16 protein-coding genes are annotated in these 16,719 nt (G+C 47.9%); 13 read left to right on the top strand and 3 right to left on the bottom strand.

Annotated elements, in window-relative coordinates; all coding sequences use genetic code 11:
• Positions 1-140 precede the first annotated feature (140 nt).
• The 4 genes from BLS15_RS18815 (at position 141) to BLS15_RS18800 (ending at position 4,275) form a co-directional block, all read left to right on the top strand.
• Positions 141-683, top strand: coding sequence for a sigma-70 family RNA polymerase sigma factor (locus BLS15_RS18815; protein ID WP_051614033.1), 543 nt, complete (start codon positions 141-143; stop codon positions 681-683).
• The gene (locus BLS15_RS18810; RefSeq protein WP_028531968.1) at positions 670-2,085 is read left to right on the top strand and encodes a DUF4179 domain-containing protein; all 1,416 of its coding nucleotides are present in this window, start codon (positions 670-672) and stop codon (positions 2,083-2,085) included. Before BLS15_RS18815 ends, BLS15_RS18810 begins: the two co-directional genes overlap by 14 nt.
• 52 nt (positions 2,086-2,137) lie before the next feature.
• Positions 2,138-3,130 carry an Asp23/Gls24 family envelope stress response protein gene (locus BLS15_RS18805; protein ID WP_021255387.1) on the top strand — a complete coding sequence of 331 codons (993 nt, stop codon included), beginning with the start codon at positions 2,138-2,140 and terminating at the stop codon, positions 3,128-3,130.
• Positions 3,131-3,222: 92 nt separating this feature from the next.
• Entirely contained in the window at positions 3,223-4,275 is a 1,053-nt protein-coding gene (locus BLS15_RS18800; protein ID WP_090513244.1) for a hypothetical protein, read from the top strand.
• 99 nt (positions 4,276-4,374) lie between these two features.
• Here the strand turns inward: BLS15_RS18800 and BLS15_RS18795 are convergent, their stop codons facing one another.
• A complete protein-coding gene (locus BLS15_RS18795; RefSeq protein WP_021255385.1) occupies positions 4,375-5,193 on the bottom strand; it encodes a WcbI family polysaccharide biosynthesis putative acetyltransferase in 819 nt (272 codons plus the stop codon).
• Positions 5,194-5,263: 70 nt separating this feature from the next.
• Positions 5,264-5,956 (bottom strand): glycosyltransferase family 2 protein, encoded by a 693-nt coding sequence (locus tag BLS15_RS18790; RefSeq protein ID WP_021255384.1) that lies wholly within the window; start codon positions 5,954-5,956, stop codon positions 5,264-5,266.
• A 288-nt stretch (positions 5,957-6,244) separates the two neighbouring features.
• On the opposite strand from BLS15_RS18790, the gene BLS15_RS18785 reads away from it, so the two are divergent.
• Positions 6,245-7,276 (top strand): LacI family DNA-binding transcriptional regulator, encoded by a 1,032-nt coding sequence (locus BLS15_RS18785; RefSeq protein WP_021255383.1) that lies wholly within the window; start codon positions 6,245-6,247, stop codon positions 7,274-7,276.
• Between the two features lie 192 nt (positions 7,277-7,468).
• On the opposite strand, the gene BLS15_RS18780 is transcribed toward BLS15_RS18785, so the two are convergent.
• Positions 7,469-8,374: an NAD-dependent epimerase/dehydratase family protein gene (locus tag BLS15_RS18780; protein WP_028531969.1), complete on the bottom strand. Its 906-nt coding sequence runs from the start codon at positions 8,372-8,374 to the stop codon at positions 7,469-7,471.
• An 812-nt stretch (positions 8,375-9,186) separates the two neighbouring features.
• Here BLS15_RS18780 and BLS15_RS18775 point away from each other — a divergent pair.
• The 8 genes from BLS15_RS18775 (at position 9,187) to BLS15_RS18745 (ending at position 16,703) form a co-directional block, all read left to right on the top strand.
• The gene (locus tag BLS15_RS18775) at positions 9,187-10,365 is read left to right on the top strand and encodes a Gfo/Idh/MocA family protein (protein ID WP_028531970.1); all 1,179 of its coding nucleotides are present in this window, start codon (positions 9,187-9,189) and stop codon (positions 10,363-10,365) included.
• 119 nt (positions 10,366-10,484) lie between these two features.
• Complete coding sequence (locus BLS15_RS18770) at positions 10,485-11,390, top strand: ABC transporter permease (protein WP_231515080.1); 906 nt, start codon at positions 10,485-10,487, stop codon at positions 11,388-11,390.
• 13 nt (positions 11,391-11,403) lie between these two features.
• A complete protein-coding gene (locus BLS15_RS18765) occupies positions 11,404-12,288 on the top strand; it encodes a carbohydrate ABC transporter permease (protein ID WP_021255379.1) in 885 nt (294 codons plus the stop codon).
• Positions 12,289-12,344: 56 nt separating this feature from the next.
• Positions 12,345-13,055, top strand: coding sequence for an extracellular solute-binding protein (locus tag BLS15_RS30050; RefSeq protein ID WP_368087132.1), 711 nt, complete (start codon positions 12,345-12,347; stop codon positions 13,053-13,055).
• A complete protein-coding gene (locus tag BLS15_RS30045; protein ID WP_368087131.1) occupies positions 13,037-13,963 on the top strand; it encodes a type 2 periplasmic-binding domain-containing protein in 927 nt (308 codons plus the stop codon). The genes BLS15_RS30050 and BLS15_RS30045 overlap by 19 nt, the downstream gene beginning before the upstream one ends.
• 180 nt (positions 13,964-14,143) lie before the next feature.
• The gene (locus BLS15_RS18755; RefSeq protein ID WP_021255377.1) at positions 14,144-14,866 is read left to right on the top strand and encodes a FadR/GntR family transcriptional regulator; all 723 of its coding nucleotides are present in this window, start codon (positions 14,144-14,146) and stop codon (positions 14,864-14,866) included.
• 158 nt (positions 14,867-15,024) lie between these two features.
• Positions 15,025-16,392 carry an acyclic terpene utilization AtuA family protein gene (locus BLS15_RS18750; RefSeq protein WP_021255376.1) on the top strand — a complete coding sequence of 456 codons (1,368 nt, stop codon included), beginning with the start codon at positions 15,025-15,027 and terminating at the stop codon, positions 16,390-16,392.
• 2 nt (positions 16,393-16,394) lie between these two features.
• Positions 16,395-16,703 (top strand): DUF4387 domain-containing protein, encoded by a 309-nt coding sequence (locus BLS15_RS18745; RefSeq protein ID WP_090513234.1) that lies wholly within the window; start codon positions 16,395-16,397, stop codon positions 16,701-16,703.
• The last annotated feature ends 16 nt before the right edge of the window (positions 16,704-16,719 follow it).

Raw genomic sequence — 16,719 nt, 5'->3', positions numbered from 1 at the left:
CTTCTTAATTGGGGAGGTTTGTCATGAACGGCTTTTTGTCCTGCCAAAATGAAATGTTGTTTGGATGGAACCAACTTCCTTCATATCCAATCTAACGTAATAGAATAAGCTTATTCAAATCTTGAGGGAGGATTATCAATGTGCTAACGGTGGACGAAGTAAGGCTGGCACAGCAGGGAGATTGCGAAGCATTTATTCGGCTTATTACAGGTATGGAGCGCAGTTTATATCGGGTAGCACGTTCCATCTTGAAGCGGGATGAGGACTGCGCTGATGTGATTCAGGAGGCGATATTCAAGGCGTTTCGCGCGATACATACTTTACGAGAACCTGCCTACTTCCAGACATGGATGTTCCGTATTGTAATGAATGAATGTCATCAATTAGTCAGCAAGCAGAAGCGGGTTGTCGTCATGGCTGATCTTCCAATGAAGTCGGCAACTGCTGCGGACAATGAGCATATCGAGTACTTGGATCTGATCGCGGAGATTGATCGGTTGGAGGATAATCACCGCATCGTCATTTCGCTGCATTATTTTGAGGACATGTCTGTGAGAGACATTGCGGAGCTGCTGGACACAACAGAAGGAACGATTAAGTCGCGCTTGCATCGGGCCCGTGCAGCGTTGGCGAAGGTGATGGACAATCCTTTTGAAAGGACGGGCGACTATGAAACATGTTGATATGGAGCATGTGCTCAAGCAGGCGACTGCCAATGAGCCCCGCGAAGTCCCTGAAGTGGTGCGGCAGCGCTACGACGCTACCTATGCAGAGCTGCGAGACCTGGCGGCTAAGCGGGATGCTGTGCCAGATGTTGTGAAGCAGAGTGTAGTGCAGTCCGTTCACGCGCTGCGATCGAATGCAGCAAGCCGACAAAAGAGACGCTTGCGCCAAGTCGCCGTCATAACGGCAGCGGTATCTTTTATCGGCATGGGCATTATCGGTTCTGGGTTTGTGTCGCCGGTGATGGCGCAGACATTGAAGAAGATTCCGCTTCTGAATACCGTGTTCACGATTGCGGGGGACTTAGGGCTGCAGGCAGCGGATGAAAAGGGGCTCGTCGATAATGTCAATCAAAGCGTGACGATAAACGGAGAAACGCTGAAAGTATCCAAGGTCATGTACGATGGAGCAAGATTATCCGTGGGCTTCGTTCAGCTGGCGCCTGGGCGAAAAATCGAACAGGTAAAGCTGGCGATTGACGGTGAACTCGATCATTTTGCAAACAGTTTACGGGATCGCATCCTATCGGAAGACGGCAAGACGGTAAACAGTGTCATTAACTTTACACCTAACTGGAATCTACCCGATGAGTTCGAATTGAAGCTGTTTGTGTTCTTGGAGGGAATGGAGCAGGATCGATTCGAATTCAGCTTCCCCGTGAAAAAGGTTGCTTCGCGAACCATCACATCTGACATGGTCAGAAAGTACGGGGAGTCCGTCGTGAAAGTAGATAAAATCGAAATGTCGGAAGTGTCAACGCGGGTTATTTTGAAACACGAGCATCCACACCGTCCTAAAGAGTTGATGCCATTGGTACTTAATGTTGCCATCTTCGATGATCGCGGAAATGAACTCCAGCCAATTAACGGGAGGGATGGATCAGGGACGTTGATTAATGGGATCGAGCACATTACGTGCAACTTCAATTTCGCACCGTTCCAACGTCCACCGAAATCGATTACGTTGAAGCCGTATTTCAGAATATTTTCTAAGAAGCCATTGTCTCAAAATAAAACTACGGTTAACGAAATGCCAAGCGAAGAGAAGCCACTTATTCTCAGCCAAGGAGCGGCTGGACATTTGGAAGTGACGCGCATGGAATGGAAGGATACCAGACTTTTTGTTTATTACAACAAGGTTGGTGACAATCCGTTCGATAACGGTCGTCGTCTATATGTGGAAGACGAGCAAGGGCAATTGCTCATCGATGAGCAAATCCGGGTGATCGATCCCGAGAATTATCGCTTTGTCGCGGAATATGACCAGGTATCGCCCGATCAGAAGCTGACGTTCGTGACGGAAGATACACCACTGGTGGATTACATCAAAGACTTGGAAATGACAATCCCCTTAACGGAATAGGTACACAGAAAAGGAACATATCAACTGACAATGCTGAAGGGAGCAATTTCAAATGAAATCATGGAACAAAGTATGGATATGTATGACGGCAGCAGCGCTTGTACTGACAGCTTTACTTGCAACGGAATCTTATGCGGCGAAGACGGTCACACAGGCAAGTGATCAGAATACGATGAAGCTAACAGATGTAGATAAGGAGATTCAAGAGAAAATAAAAAAAGAGGTTCGTGATTTGTCAGGCTTGTCTATCGTTGAGGCCGATGTGAACATGGAAGGAGTGAACTTGACGATTACTTTCAAAGACAATATAGGGAATATGATGATGAACAAGAACACGAAGGAAATCGTGTTTTTGAACCTGCGCCTCACCTTCGATCAATTAGAAAAGGCCAAGCAGGACAAGATGATTGGCTTGCTTAAGGAGCTGAATAATAAACGGAAGTATGCACCGAAACAAGTGGATCTACATAAATCCCCGAATGAAACCCGTATTTCAATGCTGGGTGAGGATTTTGCCGCTTCCATGACAGATCAGGATCATACCGCTTATATCGACTTCTCCTATAAGAATATAGACGCTTCAGTACGGAAAAATGCAGAAGCAGCTTTGAAGAAATTTTCGAACGGCGGAAATCCAGCATTAACGAAAGCCCAACTGCACAAGTTCGTGAACAATGATCCGAAAATGAAGGAGGATTCCTATGTATGGCGAATTAGCGGCGGTGATGAAGAGCAGTGGATAGGCCTGGAGATCGGTGCTGTTACGGGTAAAATCTATGATGTTCTTATAAAGAAAATGGATGTTCCTGAAAAAGATAAAGCATATGCGGATTTGGACATCAAGAAGGTGAAGGCTGCGGTAGAAGCCAAAACAAAATCAATATTCAATATAAACTTGAGCGGGTACGAGGCGAAGCAGGAGTCGAAATACGGAAGTAGATTTATTTTTACGAAAAAAGGCAGTCCTACGATAGCGGCCAGTGTGGATTTAAAAGGGAATTGTTACGGTATCAGTCTGATGCCTGAGAACGGAAAGAGGAATTAATGGGCAAAGCCCTAGGTAAAGCTTGATTAAAGTTCTGGATTAAAGTTCTGGATTAAAGTTCTGAGTGAGGATAAAATAGGAAGCTGATATATATGGAGATGAGGGATCTATTCATTAACCGATACAAAGTATTTCTTTTATCTGTAATTGCAGCGCTTCTTATGGCATCCATTCCGGCACCTGCATCCGGTGCAGCGGCGGCTAATTCGAAGCAGGGTGAGCCGGGATTCACGAAGAACGTTATGGATTTGGACAAGGAGATGGTGGAGAAGGCGCAGGAGGCTTTGAAGCCGTTCATAAATGAGGAAATTGAATTTGAGGGCGTTCAATATTCCCATGAAATCGATGGGAAGAAAGTGCCTGTTCTATATTCGAAAGCATTCCGAACCGTAACGAATCCCGTAAAAGGTGATAAGAAGATAAGGGCAGCAGCAGTTGCAATAAAAGAACAAACCGGTGAAGTCTACGAAATCACGCTTGATCCTCAGCTATTATCCTTGGACGAGGGCATCCGGACGAAACTTAAATCAACCATTAAGGAAACAGACCAGAACCTTTCATATGACGATATTGATACGTTGAGCATAAGTGGAACAAGTGGTGAAATCACCGCCATAGGTTCTTATCTTCTTGTCTTCGACTCAAAGAGTGGAAAAGTGCGAACTGCAATTTATGATGTGCCGATGACTCAGCTTAATCAGGAGACCGTTCAGGCTGTCCGGCAGGCGGTAGGTGCATTAACTAGCGGAAAAAAATTGACGTTCGACTCCATCCAACGCTTAGTAGTGGAAGGGACTGATAGTTATTCATTCTCTGAGTATGAGCAATCGATAATTGTGTGGGTGGATAGGGCTACGAATAAGGTAGAAGCCATAGTTTGGAGCAAAGAAAGCCCGGTTTCCCGTTCTAAGGAAGAGTTAAAGAAGAAGTTCGCTAAGCCAAAGTATACCGCCGCACAAGCAATAAAAACAATGAATCCGATGATTAAGAAGATATTCGGCATCGACGTGACAGGATACCAAGTGAAGGTAGAGGATAACAACTATACATTTTTGAAAAAGGGCAGTCCAAGCATTTCGGCGGCTATAAATGAAAAAGGAAAGGTCTATGCATTAACCAGAGAACTTGTGGCGAAATCAAAATAGAAGACCGAGAATGTTTTGAAGACAGAACAAATCAGAGAGCTGAGTGCTCTCTGATTTGTTTACATATGATCCGGGTTATTCGATGAGATGATGTGAACCCTACACCGTTTGCAGTTCTTGGCTGTGAATATCCACGTACCGTGCGATATATTCTTGGAAGGTGAACTTCTCATCTCCCAGCGAATAGATACGAGCACCTGGCTGCAGAAATCTCAGATCCAAATGCTTAATGACGCTTGGATAAATAGGGTGAATCAAATCGATGAAGTCTGAATCGTAAAAGGCTTTCGCAATTTCCATCGTAGAAATTCCGATTCGCTGCAAAATGTTCATCGCTAAGTAGCGGATAATATGGTAGCGGGGATGGCACACCGTGCAGAATAGATGCTCCTTCTGATAATGCTGCTCGATGAAATTCGCAAGTGGAATATCAATGTCGAATTCGCGTTGACGGAGATTATACATGAATTCGTTGTGGATCATTTGCAGTTCTTTGGCGGAATAGAATTGCTCGTCAGACAATATGGCGACAATTCGTTCCTTGCTCTCTCCTCGCTTCAATAACCGGAGAACGTTCTGATCCTCGTATCCATACAGCGTATTCTTGTTATTGTAAGTAAATTGAGGGTAGTAGGATTTGAAGTAGGCGTTGCCAATGCTAATTTTCTTGCAATGGGGCGGCAGCCTGCTTAACAAGTAATCACTAGACAAGCGCTCGCCGTAGGCATCGCTCGTCTTCATGTAAATGAACAAATCACAATCGTTCAGCACATGATCGCCGATACCGATCTCTTGGTTGCAGTTTTGGATAGGGAGCACATCTACCAGCTTATAACTGTAGCGGAATGTGTGAGATGCCATCAAATACCTGCGTATGGGAAATACGTGACAATTTCCGAATACAATACATTTTTTCATTCGATATACACTCCCTCATTCTATCTATGATAGACAGAGATAATCGAGCCTCGCGTTCCGTGTTCAGGGGTTACGTGACAGGAAGATAATTGTCAACGGGATTCAGCGGGAATTGATTGAATGGAAGGTGGTAGGTCTCTTTCCCTAGAGTACCGCCCCACTTGGTCTCATAATAGTGGTGGTACAACGGGAAGGTAACGTGATGGAGATGGGTGAGCAGGGGATTGGACTTAACCGTCGAAGCCCCGGCATTATGATGGGTCACGCCCAGTCCGGTTGGAACGATCGGGTATCCTGCCAGCACGACTCTTCGGTACCAGTCCTGATCGGAGAAGTACATAGGAAGCAGGTGGTCCCACGGTCCAGCAGCTCTAATTGCGTCCATGTGAAATGCAGCGAGCGTATCCAAGTTAGTGAAGGCGACGCCCCATCGATGCCCAGTCTGCTGCCATGCTGCTAGTGTAGCGAAGAATGCATCCGGAACGCCTTCATGAGCTTCTGCGTCGGAGTGCATATAGAGAACAGCGTCACATTGCCGCTCAGCGCCCCATCGATGCAGCATATTTTGCGATTGACTATGTGAGAAGGGAACAGGGGGCTCGTAAATCGAAACGATAGAGGATAAGGCTGCTTCATGACGGAGGTCATGGCTGTCTGAATTATCGATGATAACCGTATGCGGCCAGTAGGGCTGGATACTGGCAATGGCCCGATACAATAGATCAAGGCGATTCACATAAAAGATGCCGAGCATGTATTTCATCCTAGCGACCCTCCACAGGTTCCTGCACAAAGCGGATAGAACTGACCTATTGTTAATATATAATGCACGGCATTGGCTATTGGTCAGGGACAAAATGTCCCTATTTGCAAAAAAAAGCGGCTGAAGCCAAATTTCCCGAAACAGTGAGGGAAAGTGAGGGGAAGTGAGTGAACCGCGCCGCCTTGTACTTCATGCTTTTAAGTGCATGATCGCTGTGGTATGCTGTGATTTACAACTAGACTGCTTACCGACTTCGAAGAATAAGTCATACTGCCAGGGGAGGAGATCATGGTCAGACTGAAAGATATAGCAGAGAAGGTCGGAGTCTCGATATCGACTGTCTCACGCGTTATAAATCATGATGACAGCAGGCGAGTAAGTGAAGAGACGAAGCAGAAAATATGGCAGGCCGCCAAAACACTCAATTATCAGGTAACACCTATAGCCAATCCCAAAGCGCGTACCCGAACGCGGCATCACACATCTCCTATGTCCACTCATGCGATTGGCTGCATCCTATCACTTCCTGACAACAAGTACAATCATCCTTACTTTTCTCCGATTATTCAAGGAATAGAAGCCAAGCTGTTTGAGGCAGGAGCTTCACTTGCTTTTTTACATACCCAAGCTGAACTGAGAAGCACCACGTTGTTTGAATCCCTATTGAAGTCGTATCAGCTTAGCGGAATCATTTGTGTAGAAGGAATGGATCCTGCTCAATATAAGTGGCTGAAGGAGAGAGTGCCGAACATTGTTGGGATCGATGTAGCAGATCCGTCAATTCCGGTCATCTCCTACGATCGGATGAATGCGGCAAGGGTGGCGGTTGGTCATCTCATCACGAATGGGCACCGCAAAATTGGATTTATTGGAGGGAAAGGGCTGCTTGGACAACTGGAGCGGGAGAAGAGGTATCGGGGATACCGAATCGCTCTTGAGGAAGCGGGTTGTGTATGGAACCCGAATTGGGTCATTGACGCTGAATGGGATGCGGATCGCAGTTATGAACAGATGAAGCAGCTAGTACAACAAGTAGATCGGCCTACTGCGATGTTCTGTGCCAGCGATATGATGGCAATTGCTGCGATGCGGGCAGCGGCGGAAGAGGGACTGTCCATTCCCGGGGATCTTGCCTTCATAGGCATTGATGATATTGAGTTCGCCAAATACAGCTCTCCACCATTGTCGTCTATTCATATTCCGAAGTACGAGATGGGGTATGCTGCCGCGAAGGCTTTATTGGATGGACTGACGGATCCATATCCAGCGCCTTTCCGAATGCTGCTCCCTTTTTCTCTGATTGTACGCAAGTCTACCTAAGCGGATGAGGCTGTTCTCAATAGCTGTTAAACAGGAGATCAGTCCTATAAGATAAACGAAGACGCCTTTAAAGCCACAGTGTAGTGGGGGAAAGGCGTCTTTTGTCATGCATATTCACTCCCATGTAGGGGTCAAAATGTAAGACGGACTTTTGAACCGGATCCTTGAGTGTTTTACTTCGAGCCTGTCCTATTACGAACGGGAACTGATAATCGATGTAATGAGTTGAGGATACCAGTCCTGAATCGAGTCGAACTTGAATCCGTGCTGTGCTGCCTTGCTTGTATCCAGGCCCCATTGCTCCGGCACGCCGAACGGAGACAGGTGAGCGGTATCGAATGCTGCTGCCTGCTGTGGATCGGAAGTGTCTACGATAAGTGCAGATTTGCCTACTCCCTCTTCGATGAGCTGAATGATCTGACGGATCGACAGTACCCCGTCCGAGCAGGCGTTGACAGGCCCTTCGAAGTGCTGGTTTTTCAGCCAGAATAGGAAGCGGGCTGCTTCATCCGAAGTGATATAGCTCATCTCGGCTTGTGGATTCGGAAGTCCGATAGGAAGCCCCTGTTGTACATGCTCGATGTGGAAATGAAGCCGCTTCGTATAGTCATCCATGCCAAGCACGATTGGAAACCGGACGGCACATACGGGGAAGGAAGCATGCTGGAACAGGACGGCTTCAGCAAGCCGCTTGCCTTCGCCATATGCGATTTCCTGCGGAAGATTGGCTGGTATGGCGTATGTATATGGGGAGAATTCCTCTTCGGAATAGCCTATCTGCCCGAAGGGATAGACAGACAAGGTTGAAGTGAAGATGTACCGCTTCACCTTGCCAGCAAATATCTCACAAGCATGGAACGCATCCTGCGGGTGATAGCCGATATTATCGTACACGACATCCCATTCCGTGTCGCCGACAGCCTGCCGCAATTGTTCAGGCACTGTTCGGTCAAGATGGATACGCGTCACTTGATCACCGAAAGAATCCTCCGTATGTCCTCGTGTTGCAACGGTAACATCCGAGCCTTCTTGAATAAGCAGGTTTACAAGCTTCTTGCCAAAGAAGCGGGTTCCCCCGAGTACTAGCACTTTACTCATGTCATCAAACTCCTTCTCTTACCTGTTTATAGTGTGAAGGGGACGATTTATTCTACCTATGTTGTATTCGCCGATTGCACGGATATTCCTGTACGCCGTATTGAAACTGATCAACTCCATGCAATACGGAGAAGCTGAGGGAGATGCATAGTTTGGATATTTGCCCCAAATATTTAAAATTTGGTTGATGAAAAATTCATCCAAAAACGTGTTGACGGAGGAAAGTTTAGCGTAATATAATGACGACAAGCTTGCAGATGGAACCATTTTCAGTAAATGTGCTCGCTATATTTTTATCCAAACTTCAAGAGATTTTACCCCAAATATATTTGTCTTTTTTGCGCAAAGTGATTCAATACCCAAACTTAAGTACTTGGGTAGCACTATTATATTCCCATCACTTGACCATCAATCACGATCATCACACTAGAAGATCCATCACATCAGACACACTTCATATATTCACCATTCAGCATGGTGCAAGAAGAAAACTCCTTATGAACCCAAGAATCCAATAGATCTAATACATCCAATAGATCAAGTGCACCTAGATCCTATGAATCCCGTCTCGTATGAATTCTAAATACCTCACCATGGAAGAAGCCGACTAGAAAAATATCTGATTGAACGTTAGCCAATGTGCTGCACGCTTTATTTGCTGACGCTTATTTCCCCTTACCTGCATTTAGCTGCTGCACAAGAGAACTAGCGGCATCGCGTATTGAAAGCGCTTTACTATAGAGGGCGATGTGCTGCTGCAAGCGGGCATTTTGCACAAGGCTTGCAAGCATAATCGAGAGGAGAATGAGGAAATGAAGACAGAGAAGCAAGTTCGAATTGGCATGATTGGTGCACGTGGAAGAGGGACAATCGCGAAATATTGGCATCAGCCGGAGGGACGATCCATTGTAGTGGGCGCAGCTGATATTTATCCGGAGCGCCTTCAGGAATTCAAGGATGATGTTAACCCGGACGCGTTCGTCACGACAGACTATCGGGAACTCCTTGCACGCGAAGATATCGACGCGATTGCGGTGACCTCGCCTGATTTTTGTCATGAGGAGCATGCCGTAGCAGCGCTTAAGGCAGGCAAACATGTATTTTGCGAGAAGCCGCTGGCGATTACGGTGGAAGGCTGCGACAACATTTTGAACGCATGGAAGGAATCCGGCAAGCGTCTGATGGTTGGTTTTAATATGCGCTACATGAACATGTACCGCACAATGAAGGAAATTGTGGATTCTGGTGTAATTGGCGAGATCAAGGCTGTTTGGGTAAGACATTTTGTAGGCTGGGGCGGGTATTTCTATTTCCACGATTGGCATGCGAACTCCAAGAACAGCACAGGATTGCTGCTCCAGAAGGGATCGCATGATATCGATATCATTCATTGGATTACAGGGCGCTATGCGACGAAGGTGAGCGCATTCGGCAGCTTGGACTTTTATGGCGGGGATAAGTCGAATGACTTAACCTGTCCAAGCTGTGAGGAGCGGGCAACATGTACGGAAGCGAGCCCAGGGAGACTGATCGAATGTGCATTCCGTGAAGAGGTGAATGTGGAGGACAACAATATGGTCATTATGGAGCTGGAAGGCGGGATTAAGGCGTCCTATCTACAATGCCACTTCACACCGGATTATCAGCGGAACTACACCTTTATTGGCACGGAAGGCCGGATGGAAAATAACGAAATGGAAGACAAAGTATACGTATGGACACGCAAATCCAATACAGAGCGCGAGCTGGCAGATCGCGTGTATCAGATTAAGGAGGCGAAGGGATCGCATGGCGGAGCGGATCCGAACATTTGCAAGGACTTCGTCGATATGATTCTGCATGGGAAGGAGCCGATAGCAACTCCACTTGCGGGTCGTATGAGCGTGGCTGTAGGTTGTGCGGCAACCGAGTCGATTCGCCAAGGCGGCGGCGTTGTCCCTGTCTCGCCAATACCGAATTTGGATGCTACCGCTATCCTATCGGAGGGCTAATCCATGAAGCAGCCGGATAGCTTGCACGTAGACGATGCATCAGGGAGGAAGAGGCGATGAAGGCAACTGAACTTGCAATGCAGCGTTCCAGTGAGCTTGAACCTGGGCGCAACAGTCGAATGGAGCGGATCCGCAGGGGGCTGGTGAAGAATTGGCAGCTGTATCTGCTCCTGCTTCCGGTCGTGTTGTACTATATCATCTTTCACTATTTGCCGATGTACGGTATTCAGATTGCCTTCAAGGACTTTATGGCGAATAAGGGGATATGGGACAGTCCGTGGGTTGGCATCAAGCATTTCGAACGCTTCTTCAACAGCTTCTACTTCGAACGCCTGCTGACGAACACGGTGCTCATCAGTCTGTATTCCTTGGCGCTAAGCTTCCCAATCCCGATCCTGCTTGCGCTGATGCTGAACGAGGTGAAGGCCGAGCGGTTCAAGAAGGTCATACAGACCATTACGTACGCCCCGCACTTCTTGTCGGTCGTCGTTGTTGTAGGGATGCTGTTTATTTTCCTGAATCCGAGTACAGGCATTATCAATCATCTGATCGTGGCGATGGGCGGCGAGCCAATTACCTTTATGACCTCTCCGGGTTGGTTCAAAACGCTGTATGTGCTGTCCGATGTATGGCAGACCATGGGGTGGAGCTCCATCATCTACTTGGCGGCCCTTTCTGGTGTCGATCACCAGCTGCATGAAGCAGCGACCATTGATGGCGCAACACGTGTACAGCGCATCTGGCATATTAACCTGCCTACGATAGCGCCCACGATAATCATTCTGCTCATTTTGAATCTAGGCAGCGTCATGTCGGTCGGTTTCGAGAAAGTATTCCTCATGCAAAATTCACTCAACATGAGCAGTTCAGACATCATCTCCACCTATGTATATCGTACCGGTATTTTGGACGCGCAGTACAGCTTCTCGGCTGCCGTTGGATTGTTCAATTCCGTTGTCAATTTTGCGCTCTTGATTGTTGTGAACTACATTGCGCGGCGTGTCAACGAGACGAGCCTATGGTAAGGGGGGACAGAAGATGATCGATCGTTCGTTTGGCGACCGCATATTTAACCTAATCAATTACACGCTGCTTACCTTGCTCACTCTCATCGTTCTGTACCCGCTCGTATTCGTATTGAGCGCTTCTATCAGTAATCCGGAACATGTGCTGCGCGGAGAAATGTGGCTCATTCCGAAGGGGTTCAATTTTGATGCCTATACGAAAATTTTTCAAAACAAGGACATTCTGCTCGGCTACAGCAACACCATTCTATATACGGTCATCGGTACGGCGCTTAATGTCGTGATGACCATCTGTGCCGCCTATCCATTATCTCGCCGTGACTTGGCGGGGCGGGGACTAGTAACCGGACTTATCGTATTCACGATGTTCTTCGGGGGCGGATTGATTCCTACCTATTTATTGATTAAAAACTTGAACATGCTCGATACACTGTGGGTCATGATTATCCCGAATGCTGTATCCGTATGGAATATCATCATTATGCGCACCTTCTTCCAGCAGTCGATTCCCGGTGAGCTTCAGGAATCTGCGATGATCGATGGATGCACGCACATTCAAACGCTGCTCCGTATCGTACTGCCGCTATCCATGCCGATTATTGCAGTTATGGTGCTTTTCTATGCAGTGGGTCATTGGAACTCGTACTTTAATGCCTTGATTTACTTGACGACGAAGGAGAAATTCCCACTGCAGCTTATCCTGCGTGAAATCTTGATTCAAAGCGATTCCGGCGAGTTCGTGAAGCTGACTTCTGAATCAGCGGTCCGGATGAAGATGAGCGTGGAAGGGTTAAAGTACGCTGTACTCGTTGTAGCGAATTTGCCAATGTTGATTTTGTATCCGTTCTTGCAGCGGTACTTCGTGAAGGGCATCATGATTGGCGCATTGAAGGGGTAGATTGCACGGCTATCGGTACCGGTATTCCAATATTGAATAATCAAGGGGGACATGTGATGCGTTCAAGAAAATGGTTCACATTGACGCTTAGTGTGGTGCTGAGCTTCTCATTGCTCGTAACGGCGTGCGGAGGCGGAGGCGGCGGTGCAGCGAACGAGGGCAATCGTGATGAGCGTGTGGCGCTGATGAACAAGGAAGGCATGCCGATCGCGAAGGACAAAATGACGATGACGGCCTTCGCTGGCAAGTTCTTCGCTTCTGCCGATTGGAGCAAGCTGATGCTCTGGCAGGAATACGAGAAAATGAGCAACATCCATATCGAGTGGGAGACGGTGCAGATCGACAGTCTGAAGGAGAAGCGCAACATTAAGCTGGCTGGCGGCGATTATCCAGAGATGTTTTTCGCCTCTGCACTGCCGAAGACGGACTTAATCAAATACGGTAGTCAAGGAACATTTCTCAGGCTGAACGACCTCATTGATCAATATGCGCCGAACTTCAAGAAGATTATGGAGCAGTACCCGATTGTAAAAAAGGGAATTACGATGCCGGATGGCAGCATTTACGGCTTCCCAACCATATTTGATCCGGAGTTCAAATCGCTGTTCTACGGCACGCCTTGGATGAAGCAGGAATGGCTGGACAACGTGGGTATGAAGGCGCCGACGAATCTGGATGAATTGGTTCAGGTGTTGAAAGCGTTTAAAGAAAAGGATCCGAACAAGAACGGCAAGCAGGATGAGATTCCATGGGCGTCAGCATTATGATCAACTTTTTGCGCGGACCATTTGGATTAAGCAAGAACGGGATAGCCAACCCGAATGTGGATCTTGATCCGGCGACGGGGAAGCTGCGTTTTGTTCAGTCAACTGATGAATATAAGCAATTGCTGCAATATGTCGCTAAGCTATACAAGGATGGACTGCTGGACAAGGAAACCTTCACGATGAAGGATACGGACATTACGTCGAAGGCGAGCGCCGGCTTATATGGGTTCTTGGACGGTGTTGATCCGAAGGCCGTGTACAATCAGGATGGTTATGTGGGGATGCCGGTCATTCAAGGAGTGAACGGAGAAAAGTTGCTGACGAATATCGGCTCGCCGCTTGGCAACCTCGGTATGTTCGTCCTGACGGACAAAGCGAAGAATCCAGAAGCCGCAATACGCTGGATTGATCATTTCTATGGCGATGAAGGCGCTAAGATGTTCTTCATGGGCTTTGAAGGTGTTACCTATCAGGTGAACGACAAGGGTGACTATGAATATCTAGATGCAATTAAGAACAACAAGGATGGTCTGAATCTGGATCAAGCCATCAGCCAATACCTAACGTGGCCGGGCGGCTACTATCCTGGCATCGTGAAGCAGAAGTTCTTCAAGGGTGCGGAGGGCTATCCTTCTTCTGTGAAGAATGCGCAGGATGCAGAGCCATTCTCCGTGAAAATGGAGGATGTGTGGCCATCGTTCAACTTCACACCAGAGGAGCAGGAAGAATTGACGACAATCCAGACGGACATCCAGACGTATATCGACGAGATGCGCGACAAGTTCGCCTCTGGAGCGGCAGGCTTCGATCAGTGGGATGCGTATGTGAAGCAGCTGGAGCAAATGAACATGAAGCGTTACTTGGAAATCTACGAAGCTGCTTATGAGCGTTATAAGGGTGGAAAATAATCTATCATAAGAGCATATGACCCGCAGTGTGGCACTTGAAAAGAGGCTGCCTTGCGGGTCGTTTTTTCGATTAGAAGGATTAGAAAAAAACATTGACACCGTTTTCATTACCAATTACTATGAAGTTGCGGATAATTGGGTCACCCAATTTTGAATGAAACGCATGAAAGGTAATGAGCAATGACGATTAAAAAAATTAAGTACCACCGTGTCTATGAAGATGTCATTGAACAAATAGAGAATCTGATTCTCGAAGGCAACCTGGCTCCGGGAGATGTATTGCCAACAGAAAGAGAGCTTGCCCAAGCATTCGGCATTAGCCGCGGAACCTTGCGGGAGGCCTTCCGTATTCTCGAACGAGAAGGACTCATAGAGACGCGCCCCGGAGGTGGACGCTTCTTGAGCAAGAAGCTGAACGAAGCGGAAGACAAGAAGCGTATGCTGGAGAATATCGAACGAGCCACGATCATTGAGCTGCTCGAAGCAAGAGAGATATTCGAGACGGGCATCGTCGAGCTTGCAGCGGAACGAGCGACCGAGCAGGATATTCGGGAGATTGAGCAGGCATTTGAGAAATGGGGCAAGATTGACCGTGACTCCGATGATTCGGATGATTCGAATGGTCAAGCCAATCCGGATCAAGCATTCCATCTCTCTATTGCCAAGGCGACACACAATGTTGTACTCGTCAACTTGATCGATCTGCATATCGATCTGCTGCAGAAGACACTTGCGAAGACGGAACATATTCCGGGACGCAAGGACGATGTATATAAGGAGCATTACCGCATTTTACAAGCCATTAAGGAGAAAAACCCACAAAAAGCAAAGGAATCACTGCTCTATCACTTGCAACAAGTTAAGCAGAACATTCTGCTCCACAATGGAAGCTCAAAAGGGTGAGCGCATCGCTTCCTTTTGATCATTAAATTGGATCATCCAATTACCCACATTTCCAATACTCCCTAGAACTCACACCTAGACCCTAAAGAACACCGGATAGCAAGCTGCAAACAAAAAATTACAACACGCATTGCGTACTGTGATGGTGGAGGGTACCTATGACAAAAGAACAATTCAAAATCCTGGCCCCGTGCGGGATGCTGGGCTATGGCTTCCCAAGGGCCTCGTTCATGAACGGTATGGCGCATCATCCGGATGCCATTGTCGTAGACGCTGGGTCTACGGATGCCGGCCCCCATAAGCTGGGTGCGGGAACTGCAATCGTCAGCAAGCAGGCTTGCAAGAAGGACTTGGAGATTATGATCAACGCAGGAATCCAGGCGAAGATTCCGATCATCATCGGATCGGCTGGGGGCAGCGGCGCCAAGGTACATGTGGAATGGACGCAGGCCATCATCATGGAGATCCTTGAAGAGCATTGCTTCCAAGGCATCAAAATCGCCACGATCTGGGCAGACATTCCTCACGAGGTGGTTGCTGCGAAGCTGGATGCCGGGCAGTGTGCGCCATTAGGCCTGACGGTTGCGCCGCTGACTCAGGAGCGCTTGGCGGCAACAACGAACATCGTGGCGCAGATGGGGCATGAGCCCATTGTAGAGGCGCTTCAAACAGGAGCAGATATTGTGATCTGCGGACGGGCCTATGATCCGTCTCCATTTGCGGCAGTTGCCATGCTACATGGATTCGATACTGCGCTTGCCTATCATCTAGGGAAAATACTAGAGTGCGCCGCGCTGTCGGCTGAACCGGGTACGACTAAGGATTGCATGCTGGGCATATTGCAGCCGGATTCCTTTATCGTGAAGCCGCTTAGCGAGGTGCGCAAGTGCACAGCAGTGTCGGTTGCCGCCCACACGTTTTATGAGAAGGATCATCCATACATTTTGCACGGCCCAGGACTGACGCTGGATTTGGAGCATTGCATCTTCACGGAGCTTGGTGATGGCAGTGTAGAAGTAAGCGGCAGTCGAATATCGGAGACTCCGGTGTACAAAATCAAGCTGGAAGGCGCTATGAAGGTGGCCTGCCGTACCTTCGTCATTGCCGGTGTACGCGATCCGCTCCTTATTGCACGGATTGAAGAGGTAGAGGAACTGGTCAAGCAGCAGGTGTATGAGTACTACGATGAAATTTCAAGGGAAGACTACCACATTCATTTCATTAATTATGGCTTGAATGGCGTGTTGGGAGAGCTGGAGCCGAATCGGGCACCTGCTCATGAGCTCGGTGTCGTCATCGAGGTAACTGCCAAGACGCAGGAACTGGCGAATGCGATTTGCAGCTCTGCCCGTTCCACCTTCCTTCATTACGGGTATGAGGGAAGAAAGTCGACGGCTGGCAATCTGGCATTCCCATTTGCACCGAGCGACGTGCCGTTCGGCGACGTTTATGAATTTTCCGTCTACCACTTGATGGAGGTTGAGGATGGGCTGGAGATGTTCAAGAACGAATATACAGAGGTGTAGTCATGAAGCTATATGACGCTGCGGCCGTATTTCGAAGCAAAAATAGCGGCCCCTTCGAGATTACGATAGACGTCTTGTTCAAAGAACCGGAACTCTATTACAAAATGAAGCAGTCTGGTCGAATGAATAAAGAGACGGTATCCAAGTTATACCAAATTCCGGTTGAACATATTACGCAGCTTGTGTTTTTCGACCAAGCGCTCGGCTTCAAAATTACGTTCGCCAGACAGGTGTCCTCAGGCACCGTATTCGATCGGGATGTATATGGAGCGCAGCAGCATGCTCCGCTCATGGAATTGGAAATCAGCTAAGCAACCGCCCGGAGGT

The sequence above is a fragment of the Paenibacillus sp. cl6col genome (assembly GCF_900102125.1).
Taxonomy (GTDB): Bacteria; Bacillota; Bacilli; order Paenibacillales; family Paenibacillaceae; genus Paenibacillus_B; species Paenibacillus_B suaedae.
The sequence above is the reverse complement of the archived record's forward strand: the minus strand, read 5'-3'. Positions and strand labels throughout refer to the sequence as shown.